This window comes from Streptomyces sp. NPDC026575, from assembly GCF_055567415.1.
On the sequence record NZ_JBVHQM010000035.1, the window covers coordinates 37,781 to 62,726 of the forward strand.

Here is a 24,946-nt window from a genome sequence, read left to right on the forward strand (position 1 = left end):
GTGCGGAGGGGGGGTCGGGCGGCGGACCGGAGCCGGTCAGCGGCGCACCGTCACGGCGACCTCCACCCGGCGGTTGCAGGCCATGGCCGCGTAGTCCGGTGCGCCGTCGTGGTATTCGGGGGTGCAGCTGGGCCGGTCGTCGGAGTAGCCGCGCACCGTGGCGACGGCGATCCCGCGCTGGACGAGAGCGGACCGGACGGCCTTGGCGCGGGCCAGGGAGAGCCGTCGGCCGTGCTGTTCGCTGCCGCGCGAGTCGGTGTGACCGGAGACGGCGACGGAGAGGGGGTGCAGCTCGCCGACCCGGCGTGCGACGTCGTCGAGCGTGCCGCGGGCCGTCGCGGACAGCTCCGCGCTGTCGGTCGCGAACAGCACCGAGCCGGGGAGGGCCAGGGTGGTGATCCGGCCGGCCGGCCGCTCCGAGACGGCGGGGAAGGCCACCTCGGGTTCGGTCTTCCCGGCCTTCTTCCCGGACCCGGTGTGCTTGCCGGCCGCGTGGGACCGGGCGGTGGCGGCCACCTTGCAGCGCGCGGCCCCCGAGACCTCGCACAGCCGGGTCCACAGCGTGGTGAGCCAGGCGGTCTGCGGGGAGGAGGGGGCCCGGCCCCGGGCGGTGCGGCCGATGCCGACCAGGCTCACCTCGGCGCCCTTGAGATCGGGGAGTTCGCCCGCGGTGCGGCAGCGCCGCACGATGGCCTCGATCTCCGGTACGCCGTCGAATCCGGCGGAGCGCAGATCGGCGCAGCCGGTGTTCGCCAGTCCGTCGGTCGCCACGACGATCCGGCGGCGGCCCCTGCCCGGGGCGAGCTGTTCGGCCGCCGCGGCGAGGGCGCCGAGCACGTCCGTGCGGTCGGTGCTCGGCTCCGCGGCGGACAGCTGCCGCAGCCGCTTCTCCAGGCAGCCGCGCCGGGCCTCGCGCCGGTCCTGCCGGAGCGTCTCGTTGCCCTTCGCCGGTGTGACGGGTACCCGGTCCACCTGCCAGTCCACGGTGGACCGGGTGCCGTCGAATCCGGCGACGGAGAGCAGCCCGCCCTCCAGCTCCGGCAGTGCGAGCCCCGGGGCGGCCAGCAGGGTGGCCGGCCAGTCCGGTACCCGGGCCGTCGGCGCGGTGGCCTTGTCCGGCCGGGTGGAGGAACTGCGGTCCACGAGTACGACGGTCCGGTTGCGGGCGCCGCCCGCGCCGTCGGAGGCACCCGTCAGCCAGGTGCAGGGCCGGGCCGTGGGCATGTCGAAGGCGCCGCAGCCGCTGCCCGCCATGACGGCGGTCAGGGTCAGGGCCAGGGCGACGAGGCGGCGGGGGGATATGTGTGTCAGGGGCATCGCTGGGCTCTCCAAAGTGAGCGGAATCCGCATTTATGACTGTTGTCGGGCAACGCCAGGGGCGTTACTGGGAGCCGTCGACCACCCGGCGCCAGGAGGTTCTCCGTGTCCAGCTCCGTTCACCCAGCTCCCCGCAGCGCCGGAGGCTCCGGCGAGGGCGGGGGAGGCGCCGTCGGCCTCCGGTCGGGGCTGGCCGTCTACACCTCGCTCCAGGCGTCGGCCCAGTTCGCCGACACGAAGGTCGGCATCCTCGGGGCCGTCCAGGTGGCGCTCGCGGCCACCGCCGTCCCGCAGGGCGGCGTGGTACGCGAGGCATGGGGGCGCGGCGGCCTCGGGGCCGGGGTCGCCGTCGCCCTGCTCGTGCTGCACGTGGCCGCGTTCCTGCCGGCCGTGTACTGCGTCGTCCAGGCGCTCCGCCCCCGGCTGGGGCCGCCGCCCGCCCCGAACAGGTTCAGCCTGCCGCTGCTGGCCGCCGCCGACGGCAGCCCCCCGCCGCCGGACGAGGACCGCGAGCGGGCGGAGATCTGGCAGCTGATACCGGTACTGGCCCGGGTGGTGATGGCCAAGCACCGGTACATCGCCCGGGGGGTGGTCTGGACGGGGCTGATGGCCGTGGCCGCGGGGCTCTCCTTCCTCGCCGGCCCGCTGCTGGCCTGAGCCGCCCGGCGGCCGCTCAGGTCCGGGCCGGCCGCGGCAGCGGCTCGGCCGGCCCGTCGCCGGAGCCGTCCCCGCCCGGCAGGGACAGCCCGAAGAGCCGCATGGCATGGCCGAGTTGCTGCTCGTTCTTCGCGACGAACTCGAACAGATCGCGCGCCTCGTACTCCTTGTGCTGCCGCCCCAGGAGCTTGACGTACCGGTCGAACTGCTCCTGGCGCAGCCGGAACATGCTGCCGACCTCGGTGGCCGCCTTGTCCGGCTGCTCCGCCAGCAGCACCGCCCAGGGCGTGAGCCAGGAACTCGTCTCGTCGTCGTGCCGCACCCCGGCCAGACCGCCGGCCAGGAACTCCCGCCACTGCTCGGCGACCTCGCTCAGCAGCCGCACCTGAAGCGCGGACTTGGCGTAGCGGTGCTCGATCTCCTGCATCTCCAGCGCCGCCCTGCGCTGCTGCTCCAGCACCTCGGGCGCGGGCCGGAGAAACGCCGTGGTGCGGCACCTGACCAGCCCGTTCTCGAAGCACTCGCCCTCGCGCAGGGCGTCGTTGACGGCGCGCTCCGCCTCCTCCACGCGGAACGGCGCGTACCGGCCGGCGATCTCGCGGACCCGCTCGGTGAGCAGCTGCGGCATGGACGCGCGGTAGCCGTCGATGGCGCGCCTCAGCGAGCCCTGGTCCAGCCGCCCCTCGGCGCACCAGTCGCAGCGGATCTCGACCTGGAAGTCGAACCCCCCGCCGCGGGCCGGGGTTTCGAACGCCACGGTGGACTCCTGGTGCGCCGCCTGCAGCTCCGGAACGTTCACCTCCGGGGACTCGAAGAGCGGGGCGGCGGCCTGTGGCCCGCGCCCGAGGAGGGCGCGCAGCCAGGTGAGCGGGCCGCGATGTGTGGTGCCGGTCATTTCGACCACCTTTCGGTCACAAGAGAAGCGATCTGCGCGGCCGCGTCGACACCGACGCCCTGGTGCTCCCACAGCCGCAGATAGAACAGGAAGCGTTCGCGCAGGCGGTCCGACAACTCGCCCGCGTCGGGCGGCAGCTCGGCCATGAACTCCGCCAGCGCGGTGTCCAGCCCCGGCTCGTCCGCGGCCCGCTCCACCCACAGCCGCAGGGTGTCCCAGCCCCGCCGCCAGATGGCGAGGTCGCGGCTGAGCAGCACGTTCCGGGTCAGCCGCAGCAGATGCCCGCGCGGGACCGGCTCCTTGAGGAAGCCGGTGATCGCCGGCTCGCCGCGGAACCGGCTGAGCTGCTGAAGGCACATGGCGGCGTCCTCGCGCAGCCGGTAGTGCGGTGAGAGCGACCAGTCCGCCAGCCGCTCCAGGGTCTGGGTCCGCGACCCCGCGGCGTAGATCTCGTGGATGGCGGCCCGCACGCTCTTCTGCTGGGTCTGCGCGATCTTCTCCAGATTGCCCAGCGCCTCGGCGGGGAACAGCACACCGATCCGGGTGCCGTACGCCGCCTCGGCGCACGCCTGGTAGTCGCGCCTGCGGGACCAGTTCCGCAGCAGCCGCCGCACCCTGGGCGCGAGCATGTCGTCGTGCGCCGCCCGTTCCAGCGCCCAGGCCGCGGCGAACCGCCGCCGGGCGGCGTGCTCCCCCCTGTCGGTCGCCCAGCGGACCAGCGGCTCCTCCTGGATGTAGGTCCAGTCGAAGGTGGCCAGCAGGCCGACGGCCTGGGCCGCCGCGACCCGGATGTCCTCCTCGCCCCGGACCACCAGCCCGTCCAGCCACTCCAGCAGCGGCCCGCGCGCCCCGCTGTGGTCGTGCCACAGCACCTCCAGCACGGCCTCGCCGAGCCCGCGCTGACTGACCCGCACCCGGCACTCCGGGTGTCGGGCCCCGACGGGGTTGCCCTCACGGTCGGTGAACTCCACGTCGGAGTCGTCCAGCCAGTCCTTCAGGCTCTCCTGGAAGAGCGGCATCTCCGGTACGGAGGACGGCGAGCGCACACCGTGCAGCAGTTCCGCCAGCCGGTGGGACTCCCGGCTGACCCGGCTCAGGGGCGTCCCGTCGAGCACCACACAGGCCAGCAGGAACGCCCGGGACCACAAGGAGACCGGTACCCTCTCCGCCCCGCCGTCCCCCGCCGGAGCCGGCGGCCGCAGCAGCCGCTCCGCCCTGGCCCGCAGCCGGGCCTTCAGCCCCTGGACGATCCGGTCGGTGTCGTGGCCCTCCCGCTCGCCCTGCGCCAACTGGCGGGCCAGGCGCGCGATCTCCGCCATGGACGTGCGTCCGCGCAGCTCCTCGCCCAGGGCCTCGTGCTCCAGCAGCTTCCGGCAGCCCTCCGGCCGGTCGTCGAGCAGGACCGTCAGATGCCGGGCCAACACCTCGAACCGCAGGTCCTCGGTGTTCGGGTGCTCGACGACATGGTCGTCCAGCCCGTCGACCGGCACCTGGTCGTCGACGATGATCACCAGCGGGGAGCGCCGATAGGTCTCCGCACGCAGGCGGTTCAGCAGCTGCCCGCGCAGCGCGGACGCCCAGGGCCGGCCGTCGCCCTCGACGACATGCCCCCGGCCCGGCTGGAGGCCGCCGGGCCGGGCGTCCTTGTTCAGCAGCCGCTTGAGGTCGGCCTCCGGGTCCAGGTAGACGACGTCGGCGTCCATCACCTCCTGCGCGGTGAGCAGCGCCGTGGTGCAGCGCCCGGAACCGGGCGCCCCGCGCAGCACCGCGACACCGTGGAGCGTGAGCAGTTTGCGCAGCTCGCCGTGGGAGCGGGGCTCCACGTACAGCTCCCGCAGCCGGTCGAGGTCGGCTCCCGGGACCCGTCCGTCGATCGGGACGGCCTCCGGTGCGGTGCCGTAGTAGTGCTTGTTGATCGTGCCGGCGGCGTCCCCGGCGCCGAAGCCGGCGACGCCGCCCGACATGAACGGCGCGCGCAGGCCCTGCCGGCGCAGCCGGCGGATGTGGTCGGCCTGCTCGGCGAGTTCCTCCTCGGTCTGGTCCTGCGGCTGCCGGGCCTCCTCGTCGTCGAGGTCGCCGGGCGGCTCCGCGGCCCCGTCGTCCACCAGCTCGTCCATGGGCTCGTCGGCGGAGCCAGTAGTGTCGTCGTCCACCGCCTGACGCTCCCTCACCCGTAGTACTTCTTGTGGATGGTGTTGGCCGCGTCACCGCTCCCGAAGTGGACGACGCCGCCGTCGATCCGCTCCACGGTGTTGGTGACCGCGGGTGCGGCCGCGGGCCCGTTGCCGCCCGCCGCACCCTCCGGTTCCGGGTCGTCGACCAGCGGCCGCACCTCCTCCGGGCCGTGCTCCGGTACGTGGATCCAGCCGTAGCCGTTGAACTCCTTCTGCCGGATGTGCGCCCTGACGTACCGCTGCGGGTCCAGGCCCTGGCCCCGCAGCCGCACGACGTCCTGGTAGAGCCGGTCGGAGACGATGACCACGAGGTCGGTCGAGTCCATGACCTCCAGCACCCGCTTCAGCTGGGGCGCGTTCAGATAGCGGGCCACGGCTATCGGGGCGGGGCCGGAGTACCCGAGTGCGGCGGTGCGGGCCACGCCGATGTCGATCGCCAGCCGGAGCCGCATCCGGTCCCCTTCGGCGCGGTTGGCGTTGCGCTCGCCCAGCCGGACGGCCAGGTGCCGGACGAAGTCGCCCAGCACCACCGCCTCCGGGGTGTCCGGAGGCAGTACGGCGAACTCCTGGTCCCCCTGAGGCTGGCGGGACCAGGTCGTACGGTCGAGGCCGCTGAGCACGGCCGCCTCCTCCAGCACCTGGACCAGATCGGCCTGGATGACCTCCTGGCTCAAAGTGTCGAGGCGGCTGTACTTCTCCACATCGGCCGCCATGCACAGATGGCGGGTGATGATCTCCTGTGCGTGCGGCTGCGGTTGGGACTGGGCCGGGGGCTGCGCTGTCATGGGCATTCGCCACCTGTCTGCCGTAGTTGACCGGGGTCGGGCGTCAACTGTGCGGCCGGAGGCGGGAAACACCGAGTGGGTCGTAGAAATACGGTTTTCGGCCGTAGTGGCGGGCGTTACGGGACGGCGGGGCCCATCCGGGCGACCTCCCGCAGCCGGCTCAGGTCGAGCACGGTGGTGCGCCGGTACCCCGTGGTGATCAGGCCGTCCTTGCGCAGTTCGGCGAGCGCCTTGTGGATCGTGACCTCCGCGGAACCGCTGAGCGCGGCCAGCTCCGGCTGGGTGAGGTCGACGCCGATGACCAGTCCGCGCGGCACCGGATGGCCGTAGGAGCCCGCCAGTTCCGCGAGGACCCGGGCGAGCCGGACCTTGACCGGATAGCCGCCGAACTCGATGCGCCGGCGGTTCGCCCAGCGCAGCCGCTGGGCGACGATCCCGGCGATGGTCAGTGCCGCCCCGGGATGAGTGCTGAGGAAGAACCGCAGGTCGGACTCCCGGACGATGCTGGCGCCCACCTCGCCGCAGGCGGTGACCGTGGCCGACCTCGGAGCGTCGTCCATGGCCGCCATCTCGCCGACGATGTCGCCGCCCACGCGGATGGCGAGCAGCGCCTCATGGCCGTTGTCCAAGCGCGCGGTGACCTTCACGAAACCGGAGCGCAGCAGCACGACATGGCGGGAGCGGTCGCCCTCGCGTATCAGGATCTCCTGCGGCAGATAGCGGCAGCGCGTACCGAGCCGGAGCAGCTCGGTGCGCACGGCCTCCGACATTCCGCCGAGGAAGCTGCGGACGGGCCAGCCCTCCCGGCCCTGGATTTCGGACTGTGTGGTCACGGGCGTTCCTCTTCTCCTCAGCTGTCGCCGCGATTCGTCCGATCCGTACGAATCATCTGACACAGAAGAGCAGTTGGCGGCCCACCAGGGCAGAGAGTGCGCAGGTCCGACTTGATGCGCTGGGCGCACGCCGGGGCGCACTGTGGATCACCGAAGCGCCGGTCGGGGGGGGGACCTCGGGGCGCGGCCATCGGACGCCCGCCCTCGGCCGGTCGCAGCCTGCCGAGGGTGCTCGTCGAAAAAGGGTTGGCGGTGCCGCCCGGTGCTGTTCTAGGGTCGGAGACGTTCTCGACGGTGGCCCGGAACCGGCGCTGCCGTTGTTCGGCCGTTGAGGAATCCCGGAGGTGAGTACTGGTGACTGTCATTGCGGTGGGCGCTGCCCGCATCCAGAAGACCATCACTCTCCTCCCCGCGGTCTCCGGCTGACTTCACCTCACTTCACCGCATTTCTCTGCGCGTGGCGCGATACACGTGCGTTGCGCGCGTAGCCGGGGCCGCTTCTTCCCGAAGGGTCATCCCGTTGTTCGAGTTCAACCTTTCCGCTGCGCACCCGCTGTCCGGCTACGGCTGGGACGAGGGGTTCGCGGAGAGTTTCACCCCCTTTGCCGGGCAGGGGTTCGTGCCCGGCCGGATCGTCCGTGTGGACCGCGGGCGGGTGGACGCCGTCGTGGCCGAGGGCGTCGGTGTGCGGACCGTGCTCGCCGACACCGCTCTGGTGGCGACCAGCGATCCGCTGCGGGTGCCGTGCACCGGCGACTGGGCCGTCATCGACCTGGAGAACGGCCGGGTGGGCGACCATATCGACGGTGTGGTGCGGGCGTTGCTGCCGCGGCGCACGTCGTTTGTGCGGTCCGCCTCGTCCAAGCGCTCCGAGGGGCAGATCCTGGCCGCGAACGTCGATCACGCGGTGGTCGCGGTGTCGCTGGCCGATGCGCTGGATCTCGGGCGTATCGAGCGGTTCGTCTCGCTGGCCTGGGAGAGCGGTGCCGAGCCGCTCGTGGCGCTGACCAAGGCCGATCTGGCCGGGGAGCCGGACACACTGGCGCACCTCGTGGCGGATGCCGAGTCGGTGGCGCCCGGTGTGCGGGTGCTGGCGGTCAGTTCGGCGACCGGGGAGGGGCTGGACGTGCTGTCCGCCGTGCTCGCCGGTGCGACGTCGGTGCTGCTGGGGCAGTCCGGCGCGGGCAAGTCCACGCTGGCCAACGCCCTGGTCGGCGCGGACGTACAGGTCGTCCAGGAGATCCGCGACCGGGACGGCAAGGGCCGGCACACCACGACCACACGGGATCTGCACGTGCTGCCCGGTGGCGGGGTGCTGATCGATACGCCCGGCCTGCGCGGTGTCGGGATGTGGGACGCGGAGGGCGGGCTCGCCCGGACCTTCGCGGATGTCGAGGGGCTGGCCGCGGAGTGCCGCTTCCAGGACTGCGCGCATGAGGCCGAGCCCGGTTGTGCCGTGCTGGAGGCGGTGGAGCACGGGGAGTTGCCCGTGCGACGGCTGGAGAGCTACCGCAAGCTGCTGCGCGAGAATCAGCGCATCGTGGCGAAGACGGACGCCCGGCTGCGTGCCGAGATCCGGCGGGACTGGAAGCAGAAGCAGGCGCTGGGGCGGCACATGGGCGAGCGGAAGCGGGGGACGCGGAGGTGAGGTGAGAGGCCGCCGCCTGCGCCTGCGCCGTTGCTTTGGCCGTCGCATTCGCCTTCGGGGACCGGCCGGCCGACACCGACCGGCCCCCGAACGCCATGTCCGAATCCCGCCAGTCACGGCGCCGGGCGCGGCGGACACTGGGGGTGTGATGGACGACGAGGCCAGGTACGAGGCGGTGTCGAGCCGGGACGGGCGGTTCGACGGGGAGTTCTTCTTCGCGGTGGTGACGACCGGTATCTACTGCCGGCCGAGTTGCCCGGCGGTCACGCCCAAGCGGGTGAACGTGCGGTTCTTCCCGTCGGCCGCCGCCGCGCAGTCGGCCGGGTTCCGCGCCTGCCGCCGGTGCCGGCCGGACGCCGTGCCCGGTTCGGCGGAGTGGAATGTGCGGGCCGACCTGGTGGGCCGGGCCATGCGGTTCATCGGGGACGGTGTGGTCGACCGGGAGGGCGTCGGCGGGCTGGCCCGGCGGCTGGGCTACAGCCCCCGCCAGGTGCAGCGGCAGCTGACGGCCGAGCTGGGCGCCGGACCGGTGGCGCTGGCCCGGGCCCGCCGGGCGTACACCGCGCGGGTGCTGCTGCAGACCACGAGGCTGCCGGTCACCGAGCTGGCGTTCGCGGCCGGATTCGCCAGCATCCGCCAGTTCAACGACACGATGCGGGAGATCTACGCGGGGACGCCGAGCGAGCTGCGGGCCGCGGGCGGGCGCGGGCGCGGCGGCAGGGCCGGAGCCGGAGCCGGGGCCGGTGCCAGGGCCGGTACCGGTACCGGGGAGAAGCCCGGGAGTTCGGCGGCGCTCGGCGGTATTCCGCTGCGGCTCGCCCACCGCGGGCCGTACGCGGCGGCCGAGGTCTTCGACTTCCTGCAGCTGCGGGCGGTGCCGGGGGTCGAGGAGATGCGTGGCGAACGCGGCGCGCGGACGTACCGCCGCACGCTGCGGCTCGACCACGGCAGCGGGATCGCCGAGGTCGACGAGCCCGCCGGGACGCCCGGACGGCGTCGGCCGCCGGCCGGCCTGGTGTGCCCGGCCGCGCGGGGGACCGACGGCGGGTGGCTGGAGTGTCGGCTGCGGCTGACCGATCTGCGGGATCTGCCGACGGCCGTCCAGCGGCTGCGCCGGCTGTTCGACCTGGACGCCGATCCGTACGCCGTCGCCGAGCGGCTCGGCACGGATCCGCTGCTCGGGCCGCTGGTGACCGCGCGCCCGGGGCTGCGCGCGCCCGGCGCCGCGGACCCCGAGGAGCTGGCCGTACGCATCGTGCTCGGCGGGCCGCCGACGCGCGCCGCCGCCCTGGTGCGGGCGTACGGAAAGCCGCTGGACGCGGCGGACGGCGGGCTCACCCACCTCTTCCCGGCGCCCGCGGAGCTGACGGGCGGGGAGGTCGCGGAGCCGGTGCGGACGCTGTGCGCGGCGCTCGCCGACGGGGCGGTCGTGCTGGACGCGGGCGCCGACCGGGAGGCGGCCGAGCGGGCGCTGGCCGCACTGCCCGGGGTCGGCCCGCGGGCGGCCGCGTACATCAGGATGCGGGCACTGGGGGACCCGGACGTGGCGACCGGCGCGGCGCGGGAACGGATGGGGGCGGGGGCGGCCGCGGCGTGGCGGCCCTGGGGTGCGTACGCCCTGCACCATCTGTGGAGCGCCGGGCTGCTCCCGGTGGGTGAGCTGCCCGGCGGCGGGACACCAGGGGGCGCGGGGCCGGAGGAGGTGCCGGTCGCGGTGCCCGAGCCGGCCGGGTACGCCGCCGCCGTCCGGGCCGGGTGACCCCAAGGGCCTGTCCCTAGGGCCTGTCCGATGGGTCATGGCCAGGCGTCGCGAGCCCGGCCATGACCCATCGGACAGGCCCTAGCCACCGCCTTCCGGGCAGCGGCCCCAGGCGCCCCCTCCCTCAGCCCGCGATCACCGCCCCGGTCCACGCCCCGACCACCAGCAGACAGGCGAACAGCTCGATCAGCACGCTCAGCCCGATGGCGCGCAGGGCCGTACGCGTCGAGGCCCAGGCGTCGCCGTGGCTGCCGAGCCGGACCCGTTCCAGCAGGTAGAGGCAGCCGATCGCGCCCAGCGGACCGCCGATGACCGGGATCACGAAGAAGCCCACGATGCCGGCCGTGCCCGCCAGGAACAGCGTGCGGTACGGCGTGCCCGCGGCCCGCAGATTGCGGGTCGGCAGCAGCCATTTCACCGCCTGGTTGAGGAGCAGGGCGGCGGTGGCGCCGAACAGCACCGCCCAGGCCGCGGCGGTCGTCTCGGTCAGCGCCCACCACAGCACACCGGCCCAGACGATCAGCGGCCCCGGGATACCGGGCACCAGCACGCCGAAGAGTCCGAGCAGCATGACCGCCCCCACCGCGACCAGCTGCCACGTACTCATGCGCCGCCCGCACCCCCCGTGACGGCCCGTACGGTGCGCTCTCTCATGGCCCAAGCCTGCCGGAAGCGGCCCCGCCGCGCTTGCCGGAGGGGCACGCACGCCCATGCGCGCCCTGTTTCGCCGCCCACCGCGCAGGAACAATACGGCCCATGAATCAGCAGGGGGCACGACGCGGCCAGGAGGACGACTGGTGGCGGCAGTTGTACGGGGAGGGTGGCGGAGAGGCCGCGACCGGCGCTGCTCCGGAGCGCGACGCCGTAAGCGATGCCGGTCCGGCCGACGCCTCGGACACCCTCGACGACCGGGTGGAGTCGGCGCTCCGGGCGGTCGGCGCACCGGGGCGGGCGGCCCCGCCCGCGCACTCCGAACCGCCCGCGAGGAAGCTCCCGCCGCCGCCCGAGCCCGCCGCGCCGATCCCGCTCCGGGCCACCGGCCCGGGAACGCGCCCACCCGCCCCCGCCTGGGGCATGCCGTCCTCGCCCGCCGCCGAGCCGGTCGCGCTGCCCGCGGCCGACCCCGACGCGCTCGACGAGTTGGTGCCCGACACGGTGCTGGACGGCGCCCAATACGGCTCGCTGACCCTGCGCGCCGCCTCGCAGCGCGGCGCCTCCGCCCGCTACCGCGGTGAGGCACGCCGGGACGCACTGCTCACCGCCCGCTTCGGCACCGGACGGCACACCCTGATCCTGGTGGCCGTCGCCACCGGGCTGCCGGCCGTCGAGGGCGCCCACCGCGCCGCGCAGGACGCCTGCGCCTGGATCGGCGGCGCGGTCGGCCGCAGTTGCACCCGACTGGCCCAGGACATCCGTGCGGACCATCGCAGTGCCCTCGTCTCCGGTCTGCAGCGGCTCACCGACCGCACCTACGGCAGGCTGCGCGCCCGCGCGCTGGACCGGGGGGCCGCGCCGGAGAACCACACGGCGGCCCTGCGGTGCCTCCTGCTGCCCGCCGACCCGGACTGCCGTACCAGGGTGTTCTTCGGTGTCGGCGCGGGCGGACTGTTCCGGCTGCGCGACGGCGCCTGGCAGGACCTGGAGCCGGCCGTGAGCCCTCAGCCGGAGCCCTTCCGCTTCCGTGCGGAGTTCGGCCGTCCGGGGGACACCCTGCTGCTGTGCAGCGCCGGGCTCGCGGAACCCCTCCAGCAGGAGCCCGACTTCGCCGCCCGCCTGGCCGCCCAGTGGTCCGCTCCCGAACCCCCGGGCCTGGTCCCCTTCCTCACCACCACCGCACAGCTTCGCGCCGGTGGCCATACCAAGGACCGGACGGCGGTCGGGGTCTGGGAGTCGTAGCGCCGGGCCGTCGACCCGGACCGCCCCGGAGGCGCACCCCGGCCCCGCGTGGGTTCATGGGAGGGGTCCGGGAGCCGAGCCCCGACCCCGCCCGACACCGCACCCCGCCGTAAGGAGCGAGCGCGACATGGCGAAGCAGACCGTGGCCGAGCAGTTCGTGGACATCCTGTCGCGGGCGGGGGTACGACGGCTCTACGGGGTCGTCGGCGACAGCCTGAACCCGGTGGTGGACGCCGTCCGCCGGCACGGTGCGATCGACTGGATCCAGGTCCGGCACGAGGAGGTCGCGGCCTTCGCCGCCGGTGCGGAGGCGCAGCTCACCGGCCGTCTCGCGGCCTGCGCCGGCTCCTGCGGCCCGGGCAATCTCCACCTCATCAACGGCCTCTTCGACGCGCACCGCTCCATGGCCCCGGTCCTCGCCCTGGCCTCGCACATCCCCTCCAGCGAGATCGGCACGAGCTTCTTCCAGGAGACCCACCCCGACCGGCTGTTCACCGAGTGCAGCCACTACAGCGAACTGATCTCCCACCCCCGGCAGATGCCCCGGGTGCTGCAGACCGCGATCCAGCACGCCATCGGGCGAAGCGGCGTCGCGGTGGTCTCCCTCCCCGGCGACATCGCCGCCGAGCAGGCCCCCGCGCGCGCCATCGAGCACGCCCTGGTCACCGCGCGCCCCTCGGTACGCCCCGGAGACGCCGAGATCGACAAGCTGGCCCGCATGATCGACGAGGCGGGCAGGGTCACGCTGTTCTGCGGCAGCGGCACGGCGGGTGCGCACTCCGAGGTGATGGAGTTCGCCGAGCGGGTGAAGTCCCCGGTCGGCCACGCGCTGCGGGGCAAGGAGTGGATCCAGTACGACAACCCCTACGACGTCGGCATGAGCGGGCTGCTGGGCTACGGCGCGGCCTACGAGGCCACCCACGAATGCGATCTGCTGATCCTGCTCGGCACGGACTTCCCCTACAACGCGTTCCTGCCCGACGACGTCAAGATCGTCCAGGTCGACGTCCGGCCCGAACACCTGGGCCGCCGCTCCCAGCTCGACCTCGCCGTGTGGGGCGACGTCCGCGAGACGCTGCGCTGTCTGATCCCCAGGGTCCGGCTGAAGACCGACCGCAGATTCCTGGACCGGATGCTGAAGAAGCACGCGGACGCGCTGGAGGGCGTGGTCAGGGCCTACACCCGCAAGGTGGAGAAGCGCACCCCGATCCACCCGGAGTTCGTCGCCGCCGTCCTGGACGAGGAGGCCGCCGACGACGCGGTCTTCACCGTCGACACGGGCATGTGCAACGTCTGGGCGGCCCGCTATCTCACCCCCAACGGACGCCGCCGGGTGATCGGCTCCTTCAGCCACGGCTCGATGGCCAACGCCCTGCCGCAGGCGATCGGCGCCCAGTTCCTCGACCGCGGACGGCAGGTCGTCTCGATGTCCGGCGACGGCGGATTCGCCATGCTGATGGGCGACTTCCTCACCCTCGCCCAGTACGACCTGCCGGTGAAGGTGGTGCTGTTCAACAACTCCTCGCTGGCCATGGTGGAGTTGGAGATGCTGGTCTCCGGCCTGCCGTCGTACGGCACGAGCAACCGCAACCCCGACTTCGCGGCCATCGCCCGCGCGGCCGGCGCGCACGGTGTACGGGTGGAGAAGCCCAAGCAGCTGCGCGGTGCGCTGCGCGAGGTCTTCGCGCACAAGGGGCCGGCGCTGGTCGACGTCGTCACCGATCCGCATGCGCTGTCCATCCCCCCGAAGATCAGCGCGGAGATGGTGTCCGGCTTCGCGCTGTCGGCCGGGAAGATGGTGCTGGACGGCGGGGTCGGCCGGATGCTGCAGATGGCCCGTTCCAACCTGCGCAACATCCCCCGGTTGTAGGTCATGCGCGGGCCGGGCGCTGGGGGCGCAGCCGCAGCGTCAGGATCTGGAAGGGGCGCAGGGCGAGCGTCACCTCCGAGGTCGGTCCCTCCTCCTCGTCGTGCAGGGGGCGCTCCAACAGGTCGGTCACGGTGGCGCGTTCGAGGGGGAAGCCGGGGGAGAGCGTGCCGGTGGCGCGGCCGCCACGGGACTCGTACAGCCGCACCACGACATCCCCGCTGCGGTCCTCGGCGAGCTTGACCGACTCGACGGTGAGGGCCGGGTGGTCGACGCGGATCAGCGGCGCCACGGGCGGTGCGGTGGTGGCGGTCCGGAGGGGGAGGTTGAGGGCCAGGCCCTCGGCGACCGCCTCGCCGGCCCCGGCGCCCGGCAGCAGCGCGTAGGTGAAGCGGTGGGCGCCCTGGTCGGTCTCGGGGTCGGGGCTGCGCGGTGCGCGCAGCAGGGTCAGCCGGACGGTGGTGCCCAGGCCGTCGGGGTGCGGGGTGCGGGTGACGTCATGGCCGTACGTCGAGTCGTTGAGCAGCGCGACGCCGTAGCCGGGCTCGGCGACGGCCAGCCAGCGGTGGGCGCAGATCTCGAAACGGGCGGCGTCCCAGCTGGTGTTGGCGTGGGTGGGGCGGTGCACATGCCCGAACTGGATCTCGGCGGTGGACCGTTCGGCGTGCACATCGAGGGGGAACGCGGCCTTGAGGACCTTCTCCGACTCGTGCCAGTCGATGTCGGTGCGGATGTCCAGGCGGCGCGAGCCGGCCCGCAGGGTCAGCTCCTGGGTGCTGCGGGACGCCCCGAACGCCCTGGTCACCCGGACCGTGGCGGTCAGCGGCCCGGATTCCAGCAGCTCGACGGACTCGGCGTCGGTCAGATCGGTGTGCCGGTTGCGGTAGTGCCGGTCGAGGTCCCAGGCGTCGTACTGGTTGGGGTGGTCGGGGTGCAGCTGCAGCAGATTGCCGCGCGCGCCGGGCGCCAGGACCTCCCGACCGGCGTGCAGATCGCGTACGGAGACCAGCAGGCCGTCGGTGTCGATGCGGACCCGGAGGAGGGCGTTGTCGAGGGTGATGATGCCGGCGGTGTCGGTGCTCGCCCGGACGGGAGGGGGCGCCGGGGCGGGGGAGCCGGCGCCGGGCGGGTGGAGCTGCGCGGAGCCGAGGGCGGGTACGTGGACCGCGACGGCGGCGGGCCCGCCCGGCTCCGTGCCATCCGGCCGGGCGGGCAGCGCGACGATCTCGTCCCGGTCGTAGGGCGAGGCGTTGAACACCGTCGGCGGCCGGACCGCCTCCTCGGCCCCGCCCGGCCCCAGCGCCGCGATCGCGGCCTCGGTGATCCCGGTCAGCTCCGCCTCGACCGCCGCGTAGGTGTCGCGGGCCTCGCGGTGCACCCAGGCGATGGACGAGCCCGGCAGGATGTCGTGGAACTGGTGCAGCAGGACGGTCTTCCACAGCCGGTCGAGGGCGTCGTACGGGTACGGGTGGCCGGTACGCACCGCCGCCGTCGCCGCCCACAACTCGGCCTCCCGCAGCAGGTGTTCGCACCGCCGGTTGCCCTGCTTGGTCTTCGCCTGGGAGGTGTACGTACCGCGGTGGAACTGCAGGTACAGCTCGCCCGACCAGACCGGCGCCGCCGCCCCGTACTCCTCGTGGGCGGACGCGAAGAACCGGGCCGGTGCTTCGATCTCGACGCGGGGTGAGCCCTCCAGGGAGCGGAGCCGGCGGGCCCGCTCCAGCATCTCGCGGGTCGGTCCGCCGCCGCCGTCGCCCCAGCCGAACGGGACCAGGGACCGGGTGGCACGGCCCTTGTCGGCGAAGTTCCGCTCGGCGTGGGCGAGTTCACTGGCATGGAACTGGGCGTTGTAGGTGTCGACCGGCGGGAAGTGGGTGAAGACGCGGGTGCCGTCGATGCCCTCCCACCAGAAGGTGTGGTGCGGCATCCGGTCGGTCTGGTTCCACGACAGCTTCTGGGTGAGGAACCACTTCGCGCCGGCCAGCCGGGCCAGCTGGGGGAAGGCCGCGGTGTAGCCGAAGGAGTCCGGCAGCCAGATCTCCTCGGTCTCCACCCCCAGCTCCTCCAGGAAGAAGCGCTTGCCGTGGACGAGCTGGCGGGCCAGCGCCTCGCCGCCGGGCATGTTGGCGTCGGACTCCACCCACATCGAGCCGACCGGCGCCCAGTTGCCCGCGGCCACGGCCTCCTTGATGCGCTCCCAGATGTGCGGCTGGTGGTCCCTGACCCAGGCGTACTGCTGCGCCTGGGAGCAGGAGAACAGCAACTCCGGGTACTCCTTGGCGAGTTGGGTGACGTTGGCGAAGGTGCGCGCGGCCTTGCGCACGGTCTCGCGCAGCGGCCAGAGCCAGGCGGAGTCGATATGGGCGTGTCCGGTGGCCGACACCCGGTGGGCGCTGGCGGCGGCCGGCCGGCTCAGTACGTCGCCGAGCGCGGCCCGGCCGGCGGCCGCGGTGCCGCCGACGTCGTGCAGGTCCAGCGCGTCCAGCAGGTCCTCCAGCGCCCGCAGGATCTCGTGCCGGCGCGGACGGTCGGCGGGCAGCTCGTGCATCAGCTCCGACAGCACCTCGATGTCGAGCAGCAGATGCCAGACCTCTTCGTCGAGTACCGCGAGATCCGCCGAGGCGAAGCGGTACAGCGGGCGGTCGGGGGCGGTGTGCAGATCGCCGAGGTCGGTGGGGCGGAAGTCGCGCAGCACCGCCGGGTTCGCGGCGGCCTCCAGCAGCAGCCGCACCTCCTCGCCGCCGCGGGCCGGGGAGCCTACGGGGACATGGCGGTTGCGCGGATGGATGCCCTTGAGGGGAACCCCGTCGGCGTCGTACACCAGGCCCTCCGCCTGGAAGCCCGGCCCGTCGCCGCTGAAGCCGGGGTCGATGACGGCCTCCACCCGGCGCCCCGCCCAGTCCTTCGGCACCTCGCCCGCCAGCCGGAACCAGCTCGTCGACCACGGCGGGCCCCATGCTTCGCCGACCGCGAACGGCTGGTACCCGGCCCGCAACGCCTCCTGCACCGGCACGGGTTCTCCGGGCGCATGCCATACGGAGACCTGCAGCGGCGTCCGCGCGGCGTACTGGGCGGGCCGGATGAACTGCCCCAGCGCCCGCTCCAGGCGCCCCTCCACCAGCAGGCGGTCGTCGTGCACAGCGGCTCCTCACGCGCGTCGCGGACGCATCCGGGCCCGGCCGGGCCGACGGCAGGCTCACCTCAGGCATACCCACCGGAACCCGGCCCGGCGCACCCGGCGCGCGAGCTACGGCGAGCGGGGGCGAGAGCGGAAGCATGGCGTCTGATCCGATGGGCATGCTGACCGTGAGGCTGTTCGAGACCGGGCGCCGATGTTCGTTGGGGGCGGGGGAGAGAATGCGTCAGCCTGTGCGGCGCGAGGAACGCGACAGACGGCAGGGGACGACCGAGGGGGGCCGGAGCGGGGCGGTCGCCGCGCGAGCGCCGGGTGTGCTGGAGCGCAAGGTGCGGCATGCGGACCTGCGCGCGGTCGGCGAGGTGCGCCGGGAGCTGCGGCAGTTATTGAGCCGCTGGGCCGGCGGCGGCGAACTCGCGGACGTCGCGACGCTGCTCACCAGCGAACTGGTCACCAACGCCCTGGTGCACGCGGAGGGCGGCGCGGTCGTCACGGCCAGGATCGGCGACCGGCTGCGGGTGGAGGTGCGGGACTGCGCGTCCGGGCGCCCCGAGGTGCGCGCGGCGACGGTGGACGGGACGTCCGGCCGTGGGCTGCAGCTGGTGCGCTCCCTGGCGGACGCCTGGGGGATACGCACCGAGGGTCTGGGCAAGTGCGTGTGGTTCGAGCTGGGCGGCGGACCGGCCTGACCCGAATGCGGGGGTGTCGGTCGGCGCGGTCCGCCACCGGTCAGCCGAACTGCCGTTCGATCTCGGCGAGTTTCTCCTCAAGGGAGTCCAGACGGGGCAGCGTCTGGGTGTCGTCCTCGGCGGTGAGGTCCACGGCGCGCGGGCCGGCCGAGCCGTCGACGGCATCGGCGTCAGCGCCCGATACCGCCTTGAGGGCCGGGCGGGAGCGCACGGGCAGTTCTACGGTGGGTGGTGGCGGCGGATCGCCGGCTATGGCGGAGTCCGGGCCGGCGACCTCCGCGGGGGCCGCCGACGCGGACGTCACTGCCAGTTGGCGGCCGCCGCCCCGGCCGATGCTCCAGGAGCGGTGCCGGTGCTGCCGGTTGATGGCCTTGATGCGGGCCCGGTCGATCTTTCCCTGCTCGCGTCTGCGCAGCCGGCTGAGGTGCTTCTCGCGTCGCTCCTCGCGGACCTCCTCGACCGCCTCGTCCAGCGTCCGCACGCCTTCCAGCAGCATCAGCGACCAGGCGGCGAAGGTCTCGCGGGGCGCGCGCAGCCAGCGCACGACGCGGATCTGCGGCAGTGGGCGGGGCACCAGCCCCTGCTCGCGCAGCGCCGCCCGCCGGGTCTGCTTGAGCGCCCGGTCGAAGAGGACCGCGGCGGACAGCGACATACCGGCGAAGAACTGCGGGGCGCCGGCGTGGTCCAGGCCGCGCGGCGCGTGCACCCAGTTGAACCAGGCCGCGGCGCCGGCGAACGTCCACACCAAGAGGCGCGAGCCGAGTGCGGCGTCGCCGTGACTGGCCTCCCGTACGGCCAGGACGGAGCAGAACATCGCCGCCCCGTCGAGCCCGAAGGGCACCAGATACTCCCAGCCCCCGGTGAGGTTGAGGTTTTGCACACCGAAGCCGACGAGCCCGTGGAAGGACAGCGCGGCGGCGACCGCGGCACAGCAGAAGAGCAGCAGATAGGAGGCGGAGGCGAAGACGGCCTCCTTGCGGCGGCGGCGCTCCTCGCTGCGTTCCCAGGAGTCGTCGCCGCCGGCCAGGGCGGCGGCGCGTCGGCCGCGTACGACCAGGGCCGCGGCGGCCATGACGGCACCGAGCGCCAACGCGCCGGGAACCATCCAGTCCAGCGATATGTCCGTGTTTCTCATTGTGGGGATCCCTTGCCTCGGGGTAGGCGATTTCGCGCGACATCCTGGCGGAGTCGGCCCCTCGTACAGGGGGTTTCGGAGCAAGAGAACGCCAAGGAGGTCCGAGGACCGGAGGATCGTGCGTGTCTCGTCGAACTCCCTTGCGGGAGTGGCGAGTCGAGTTCGAATTTGGTGCCCCGAAAGGGGGGTGTGGGGGTCAGCTGGTTGCCGTGAGGCGGGTGATGCGGTCCGCGTCGCAGGTGCGCGGACAGGTGACGCAGGTGTCCTCGGGGCGCAGCGTGTAGAACATGCAGCAGCTGGCGCGGTCCCGGGTCGGCAGCACCTCGCCGTTCGGGCCGGTCAGCGTGCGGAATCCGGCGCCGCGCACGTACGGGGCGGTGGTGCCCGGCAGCAGCAGCTCCAGTTCGGCCATGGCGCGCGGCTCCTCGCCCAGCAGGTGCCCCACGTACCAGAGCCCCTCGACGATCTCGTCGGTCACCATGCCCCACAGCGCCCGCGGCCCGCGCCGCATCCGGGTGCGGAAGCCCTCCAGCACGGGTGCGAGGTGCCCGGCCACCGCGGCCCGCACCTCCGCGCGCAGCGCCTCCTCGTCCGCCACGACCCGGGCGCCGGGCAGCGCCGCCGCGGGATCGTCCGGAAGGCACCCGAAGGAGTCGATGCGCACCGCCATCCGGCCCAGCGCGCGCTGGAAGGAGACGTGCTGCGCGGGCAGTACCGGGACCCGGCGGTGCAGGAACCAGGGGATGGTGATCAGCAGGCAGGCCGGCCAGGCGTAGCGGTGCAGCGCGAAGCTCGCGATCACGTCGGTCCGGGCGCGCTGTCCGTAGTCCCGCTGTACCTGTGCGTCGTCCCAGGCGAGGAAAGTGTCGAGGATCTCACCGCCGGCCGCGAGCCCGGCCGCGCCGACCCAGCCGTCACCGGTGGGCGGGGCGGAGTCCCAGGTGGTCACCTGCATACCGGGGAAGACCTCGGAGAGCCGGGCGTAGGCGTCGGCGACGGGATGGGCGGCGGGCGGCGCGGCGAGGGCAGGAGTCATGCGGGAGACCACCGAATCGCGATCGTTAGCAGGTAAGGCTTACCTTATCCGAAGACTTTACCCGCGCCTGCGGAGAGCCAGTCCTGCCCGGTAGCCGTCGCCCGGGGACCCGCGCCCGGATTTGAACTGCGGCCGAGGCCGCCTATGGTGCTGGGAACGTCAGGAGGGACCGTCATGGAGCAGGGCACAGCGGAACAGCAGCCGCGCGCACGGGCCTGGGTGCCCGCCCAGCCCGGCTCCGCCGCGCCCCGGCGGCACTCCGTCCGCGGCCAGGTGCTGGCCGCGCTGCGCCAGGCGCTGGCCGCCGGGGAGCTGCTCCCCGGCGAGGTCCACTCCGCGCCCGCGCTCGCCGAGCGCTACGGCGTCTCCGCGACCCCGGTCCGCGAGGCGATGCAGCAGCTGGCCGGTGAGGGCGCCGTCGAGGTGGTGCCCAACCGCGGCTTCCGGGTCGCCGAGCGCAGCCCCCGCGACCTCGCCGAGCTGGCCGAGGTCCGCGCCATGCTGGAGGTGCCCGCGATCGTCCGGCTGGCCCGGGCGCTGCCCCCGGAGCGCTGGGAGGAGCTGCGCCCGCTCGCCGCCGCGGGGGTCGCGGCCGCCGCCCGTGGGGACCGGGCGGGCTACGCCGAGGCCGACCACTCCTTCCACCACGCGATGATCTCGCTCACCGGCAACCGGCGGCTCACCGAGGTCACCGGCGACCTGCTGCGGCGCACCCACTGGGCGGGCCCCGGAGGGCTCCGGCGGCGTACGGCCGAGCTGCTGGCTGACGCCTCCGAGCACACGGCGCTGCTCGACGCCCTGATCGCGCAGGAGTACGCGGTGGCCGAGCGGATCGCCCGCGAGCATGTCTCGGCGGCGCGCCACCCGCACTGACGCCGCCCCGAAGGCCGCCCGCGCCCGACCCGGCGGCGCGCTCCGCCCCGCAACGCACGGAAGCCACCCGTACGGCGCGACGCGTACGGGTGGCCACGAGGCCCGGCGGCTCAGTCCGGCAGCAGCTCCGCCAGGGGGACCGCCGCCACCTCGGCAGCGGGCCGGGACAGGTACAGATCGGCGTGGTAGTAGCCGTCGGCTTCCTTGCCCGCGATGGACAGGCCGCGCCCGGCGAGCGCCTCGAACGCCGCCCGGCGCTCATCGCCGTCCGCGAACCGCCGCTGGCGGAACGTACGCGTGGTGAGCTGCTCCGTCACCAGGCCGGCGCGGGCCAGCAGCGCGGAGACCGGCCGGTAGGACACCTCGCGCAGGACGAACGCGGCGACCCAGGGCGGCGAGCTCATGCAGTCGAAGAGCCGCCCGAAGGTGCGGGCGGTGATGTATCCGACGCCGCCGGTGACGGTGATCAGATCGGTGCCGGCCAGGGCACGCCGCAGGGCCGGGCTCGGCTCGTCGATTTCGAGGTTCTCCGCGAAGCCGTGGTCGAGCAGGCCGACCGCCTTGGCGTAGTCGACCGCGTTCCCGGCCGCGTCGAGGCCGGTCACCCGCACTGCTGCGTCGCGCCGCCGAGTGGCGAAGAACGTACGGTCCGCTTCGATGAGTTGGCGGGTCGTCGGGACGTCGGGGCGGTACCGCGTGTAGCGGCCGTAGAGGTCGGCGAGGGACAGCCGGTGGTTGAGCAGGGCCGCGTTGACCCCGTATGAGCAGCACAGGTCGACCACGTCCAGTGGGGGGCGGTCGCTGCGGTGGCGTTGCAGGATCTCGGTCACGGCGCGGAACACCGCCTGGCCGTGGTGCGGAATCTGGTAGTCCAGGGGTTGCAGTGTGCTGAAGTACCGACGGGGATCAGGGCAGTTGTAGATCGCCTCGAAATCCGCCTTGCCCCAGTCGGTTCCGGCGGTCGTCTTGGTCACTCCTGCGGTCATGGATCGCCTCCATACAGGATCTGTGAAGGGGGAGGTCCCGCTGGTCCCGGCCCAGCATCCAGTGCCCACCGTCGCGTCACAGTGCGACTTGCGGCCATTCTCGGGGCCTGTGGGGCGTAATGGGGCGGCACTGCCCCCGGGCCTCCGCTCATCGTCCCACCTCCCGGTTCGCTCGGCGCGTCGAACCCGGGGCGGCGGCGGGACCGTCGTGCCCCGGCCGATCCGCTGCGTGGACCGTCGGTTTCCGGCCAATCGATGTATGGCGTGGCATGGCCGACGACGGGGGGTTGACGACGAGCAGGCGAGGGCGGCATGAGAAGAGCGCACAGATGCGGCCAACCACCCCCGGGGCGGGAGCGGTTGGCCGTGTGGGTGCGCGACCGCCGGCGGTGCGTCAGGTCGCAGCCGCCGCCGTGGACAGATGGTCGGCGAGCCAGGTGGGGACGCCGCCCATGAGGCGGAAGAGCCGGGCGGCCTCGGCGCGCAACCGGACCGCGTCGCCCTCCGGCGCCGCGTCGGCCAGCGCGGCCAGGGCCGGCGCCGTGCCGACGAGGAACCCCAGCTCCTCGCGGATCCGCAGCGACTCGGCGAAGCCGTGCCGGGCCTCCGTCAGCTCGCCGTCACGCAGCGCGAGTCCCGCCAAGTGGCGCCAGGTGAACGAGAGCAGCAGGGTGTCGCCCTGCGCGGTGGCGCCGGCGTGTGCGCGGCGGTAGGCGGCGCGGGCCGCGTCCGGGCTGTCGGCGACGTGCTCGGCCATCAGCCCGCGGCGGAAGTCCAGCAGCGGGCGGCCGGCCGCGGTGGGGGCGAGCAGCGCGGCGGCCCGGCCCAGCGCCGAACGGGCCTCGTCGGCCCGGTCCCGTACGCCCAGGACCGTGGCCGCGTACGCGAGGTGCCCGCGCTCGCAGGCCGCCCCGCCCCGCTCGTCGTCGTCGCCGGCCAGCGCCTCGGCGGTGCGCAGCGCGTCCTCGGCCTCGGCCCAGCCGGTGGCCGTGAACATGCAGCGCTCCACCAGGAGCGCGGCGCGCCGCAGTGCGGAGGGGGCGTGCCGGACGGAGTGCGGTTCCAGGAGCGCGGCCGCGTCGCACCAGCAGCCGCGGGAGCGCAGCCGCCAAACGGCGCGGTCGAGGGGGTCGTCCCCCTCGACCGATCTGGCTGCCGTTACTTCCGGTGCGGGTGCCGGTCCCGGTACCACCGTCGGCACCGGATCCGCAGAACTGACCGGATCCGTGGATTCCGCGGATCCTGGCATGGCGGTATCCGCCACGTTGCCCTCCCCGAGCGCGCCATTGAGCTGGAAATTGGAAGCCGTGCGCGAATCTCAGCACGGATCCCGCAGCGGGGCCAAGGGGGTGGGTGAATGTTTTCACAATCACTCATGGGGCCGTCGCGGCCGCCCGCGCAGCGCTGATCGGCCGAACCGCACCGCGGCGCGCCGGGTACCCCCGCACGCGCCGTTGACGTGATGCCGCCCGATCGGATGAACACGAATGGCGGATCTGCGCCGTTCGGCGACGGAATCCGCATCGCGCCGCCCGTGCGCAGGACGCCGGGCCGGCGCCCTCCGGGGCGTCAGCTCATCCGCAGCGCGAGGAAGAAGTCGAGCTTGTCCTCCAGCCGGGACAGATCGCGGCCGGTCAGCTGCTCGATCCGGCCCACCCGGTAGCGGAGCGTGTTGACGTGGAGGTGGAGACGGGTGGCGCAGCGGGTCCAGGAGCCGTCGCAGTCCAAGAACGCCTCCAGCGTGGGGATCAGCTCGGCGCGGTGCCTGCGGTCGTAGTCGCGCAGCGGGTCCAGGAGGCGGGCGGTGAAGGCCCGGCGGACGTCGTCCGGCACGAACGGCAGCAGCAGGACGTGGGAGGCCAGCTCCTCGTGCCCGGCGGCGCAGACCCGGCCCGGACGGGCGGCGGCGACCCGGCGGGCGTGCCGGGCCTCCTCCAGGGCGCCGCGCAGCCCCTCCGCCGAGTGCACCGAGGCGCTCACCCCGACCGTCAGCCGCCCGTCGTCCGCCAGACCGCGGCCGAGGGGTTCCTGGACGGCGGAGAGCAGCTCCTCGGCGTGCAGACCGGCCGCCGAGGAGTCCCCGGACTCGTCGGGGACGGGCAGCGGCACCAGCGCCACCGCCTCGTCGCCGGTGTGCGCCACGGCGATCCGGTCGGACGGCTCCGGACCGAAGGTGCCCGGGTCGACCAGCATCTCCTCCAGCAGCGTCTGCGCCACCGGTCCGCCGGGGACGTCGCCGCCCTCCCACTCGACCCGGGCCACCACGATCTGCCAGTGCGGGGCAGTACCCAGACCGGGCAGCAGCACCGGGGCCGCCACCCGCAGCCGGGCCGCGATCTCGGCGGGCGGCGCGCCCGTCTGGACCAGCTCCAGCACCTCCTGGGCGAGCCGCCGCCGGACCGTACGGGCGGCGTCGCGCCGGTCGCGTTCCACGGCGATCAGCTGGGTGACGCCGTGCAGCAGGTCCAACCGCTCCGCGGGCCAGTCCCCGGCGTCCGCCTCGACGGCCAGCAGCCAGTCGCTCAGCAGCGTCTGGCGCAGGTCGCGGCCCTCGTGGCGGATCGGGAAGAGCGAGTAGGTGGCGCCGGCGAGGGTGATCCGGTGGGGGCCGCGGCGGCCGGTGCGGGCGGCGGCCAGATGCTCGCCGGCCAGCCGGGCGGCCAGCTCACCGGACAGCTCGGGCCCGGAGTCCGCCAGCGTGGAACCGGCGATCTGCCGGCCCGTGGGGGAGAGCACCCAGGCCCGCAGGTCCAGGTCGGAGCCGAGCAGGTCCAGCACCACCTCCGGGCCGCCGCCCGTGGGGCCCGAGGTCATCAGGCGGCGGTGGCGGTCCACCACGGCGGCCAGGTCACCGGCCCGCTCGCTGGAGACCTGGCGGACGACGTGCTCGGTGATCGAGGCGAACGAGACCGCCTCCTCGACCGAGAACAGCGGCAGCCGGTGCCGGGCGCAGGCCAGCACGAGGTCGTCCGGGATCGCGCCCAGCTCGGCCTCGCCGGCCGCGAGCCCCGCGACGTTGGCCGCGGCCAGGATGCGGACGAACCGCTCGGAGTCCTCCGGCTCGCGGCGCCAGGCCAGGCCGGTCAGCACCAGCTCCCCGCCGGAGAGGTAGCGACTGGGATCGCGCAGGTCCGTGGTCATCACGCCGCGCACAGTGCGGTCCAGTTCGTCCTCGCCGCCGAGCAGCCGAAGGCCGAGAATGTGGGTGTCCAGGAGTGCGCGGAGCCGCATGACCTCGCCCGCCGTTCTTTGCTGTCTGG

General features: G+C 74.0%; 19 protein-coding genes. 7 read left to right on the forward strand and 12 right to left on the reverse strand.

All coding sequences use genetic code 11. The annotated features are described in order from the left end of the window. Window positions 1-36 precede the first annotated feature (36 nt). A complete protein-coding gene (locus ACZ4NB_RS34000) occupies window positions 37-1,317 on the reverse strand; it encodes an OmpA family protein (protein ID WP_467666892.1) in 1,281 nt (426 codons plus the stop codon). 105 nt (window positions 1,318-1,422) lie between these two features. Between ACZ4NB_RS34000 and ACZ4NB_RS34005 the strand changes: the two genes are divergently transcribed. Then, complete coding sequence (locus ACZ4NB_RS34005; protein ID WP_467666893.1) at window positions 1,423-1,974, forward strand: Pycsar system effector family protein; 552 nt, start codon at window positions 1,423-1,425, stop codon at window positions 1,972-1,974. A gap of 16 nt (window positions 1,975-1,990) precedes the next feature. On the opposite strand, the gene ACZ4NB_RS34010 is transcribed toward ACZ4NB_RS34005, so the two are convergent. From ACZ4NB_RS34010 to ACZ4NB_RS34025, 4 genes are all read right to left on the reverse strand, one after another. After that, window positions 1,991-2,869, reverse strand: a complete 879-nt coding sequence (locus ACZ4NB_RS34010; RefSeq protein WP_467666894.1) for a hypothetical protein — start codon at window positions 2,867-2,869, stop codon at window positions 1,991-1,993. Then, window positions 2,866-5,040 (reverse strand): hypothetical protein, encoded by a 2,175-nt coding sequence (locus ACZ4NB_RS34015; RefSeq protein ID WP_467666895.1) that lies wholly within the window; start codon window positions 5,038-5,040, stop codon window positions 2,866-2,868. Before ACZ4NB_RS34015 ends, ACZ4NB_RS34010 begins: the two co-directional genes overlap by 4 nt. Continuing rightward, a complete protein-coding gene (locus ACZ4NB_RS34020) occupies window positions 5,037-5,828 on the reverse strand; it encodes a hypothetical protein (protein WP_467666896.1) in 792 nt (263 codons plus the stop codon). The genes ACZ4NB_RS34015 and ACZ4NB_RS34020 overlap by 4 nt, the downstream gene beginning before the upstream one ends. A 116-nt stretch (window positions 5,829-5,944) precedes the next feature. Next, on the reverse strand, window positions 5,945-6,661 hold the full coding sequence (locus ACZ4NB_RS34025) for a Crp/Fnr family transcriptional regulator (protein ID WP_467666897.1): 717 nt from the start codon (window positions 6,659-6,661) through the stop codon (window positions 5,945-5,947). A gap of 520 nt (window positions 6,662-7,181) precedes the next feature. Here ACZ4NB_RS34025 and rsgA point away from each other — a divergent pair. Both rsgA and ACZ4NB_RS34035 read left to right on the forward strand, forming a co-directional pair. Then, complete coding sequence (gene rsgA / locus ACZ4NB_RS34030; protein WP_467666898.1) at window positions 7,182-8,309, forward strand: ribosome small subunit-dependent GTPase A; 1,128 nt, start codon at window positions 7,182-7,184, stop codon at window positions 8,307-8,309. Between the two features lie 148 nt (window positions 8,310-8,457). Continuing rightward, on the forward strand, window positions 8,458-10,068 hold the full coding sequence (locus ACZ4NB_RS34035) for a bifunctional transcriptional activator/DNA repair enzyme AdaA (RefSeq protein ID WP_467666926.1): 1,611 nt from the start codon (window positions 8,458-8,460) through the stop codon (window positions 10,066-10,068). A 124-nt stretch (window positions 10,069-10,192) separates the two neighbouring features. Here ACZ4NB_RS34035 and ACZ4NB_RS34040 read toward each other — a convergent pair whose 3' ends face one another. Then, the gene (locus ACZ4NB_RS34040) at window positions 10,193-10,675 is read right to left on the reverse strand and encodes a DUF456 domain-containing protein (protein WP_467666899.1); all 483 of its coding nucleotides are present in this window, start codon (window positions 10,673-10,675) and stop codon (window positions 10,193-10,195) included. A gap of 149 nt (window positions 10,676-10,824) precedes the next feature. On the opposite strand from ACZ4NB_RS34040, the gene ACZ4NB_RS34045 reads away from it, so the two are divergent. Continuing rightward, a complete protein-coding gene (locus ACZ4NB_RS34045; protein WP_467666900.1) occupies window positions 10,825-11,964 on the forward strand; it encodes a protein phosphatase 2C domain-containing protein in 1,140 nt (379 codons plus the stop codon). A gap of 127 nt (window positions 11,965-12,091) precedes the next feature. Further along, a complete protein-coding gene (locus ACZ4NB_RS34050; protein ID WP_467666901.1) occupies window positions 12,092-13,834 on the forward strand; it encodes a pyruvate dehydrogenase in 1,743 nt (580 codons plus the stop codon). A gap of 1 nt (window position 13,835) precedes the next feature. Here ACZ4NB_RS34050 and ACZ4NB_RS34055 read toward each other — a convergent pair whose 3' ends face one another. Further along, a complete protein-coding gene (locus tag ACZ4NB_RS34055) occupies window positions 13,836-16,970 on the reverse strand; it encodes an alpha-mannosidase (RefSeq protein WP_467666902.1) in 3,135 nt (1,044 codons plus the stop codon). 314 nt (window positions 16,971-17,284) lie between these two features. Here ACZ4NB_RS34055 and ACZ4NB_RS34060 point away from each other — a divergent pair, with 314 nt between their 5' ends. After that, window positions 17,285-17,656 carry an ATP-binding protein gene (locus ACZ4NB_RS34060; protein ID WP_467666927.1) on the forward strand — a complete coding sequence of 124 codons (372 nt, stop codon included), beginning with the start codon at window positions 17,285-17,287 and terminating at the stop codon, window positions 17,654-17,656. A gap of 40 nt (window positions 17,657-17,696) precedes the next feature. On the opposite strand, the gene ACZ4NB_RS34065 is transcribed toward ACZ4NB_RS34060, so the two are convergent. Beyond that, complete coding sequence (locus ACZ4NB_RS34065; protein ID WP_467666903.1) at window positions 17,697-18,791, reverse strand: DUF2637 domain-containing protein; 1,095 nt, start codon at window positions 18,789-18,791, stop codon at window positions 17,697-17,699. A 196-nt stretch (window positions 18,792-18,987) separates the two neighbouring features. Further along, on the reverse strand, window positions 18,988-19,827 hold the full coding sequence (locus tag ACZ4NB_RS34070) for a (2Fe-2S)-binding protein (protein ID WP_467666904.1): 840 nt from the start codon (window positions 19,825-19,827) through the stop codon (window positions 18,988-18,990). Window positions 19,828-20,001: 174 nt separating this feature from the next. Here ACZ4NB_RS34070 and ACZ4NB_RS34075 point away from each other — a divergent pair, with 174 nt between their 5' ends. Beyond that, window positions 20,002-20,700 carry a GntR family transcriptional regulator gene (locus ACZ4NB_RS34075; protein ID WP_467666905.1) on the forward strand — a complete coding sequence of 233 codons (699 nt, stop codon included), beginning with the start codon at window positions 20,002-20,004 and terminating at the stop codon, window positions 20,698-20,700. 110 nt (window positions 20,701-20,810) lie between these two features. Here ACZ4NB_RS34075 and ACZ4NB_RS34080 read toward each other — a convergent pair whose 3' ends face one another. From ACZ4NB_RS34080 to ACZ4NB_RS34090, 3 genes are all read right to left on the reverse strand, one after another. Beyond that, on the reverse strand, window positions 20,811-21,686 hold the full coding sequence (locus ACZ4NB_RS34080; RefSeq protein WP_467666906.1) for a hypothetical protein: 876 nt from the start codon (window positions 21,684-21,686) through the stop codon (window positions 20,811-20,813). A gap of 394 nt (window positions 21,687-22,080) precedes the next feature. Next, complete coding sequence (locus tag ACZ4NB_RS34085; RefSeq protein ID WP_467666907.1) at window positions 22,081-22,935, reverse strand: hypothetical protein; 855 nt, start codon at window positions 22,933-22,935, stop codon at window positions 22,081-22,083. Between the two features lie 320 nt (window positions 22,936-23,255). After that, on the reverse strand, window positions 23,256-24,917 hold the full coding sequence (locus ACZ4NB_RS34090; protein ID WP_467666908.1) for a PucR family transcriptional regulator: 1,662 nt from the start codon (window positions 24,915-24,917) through the stop codon (window positions 23,256-23,258). Window positions 24,918-24,946: the final 29 nt, after the last annotated feature.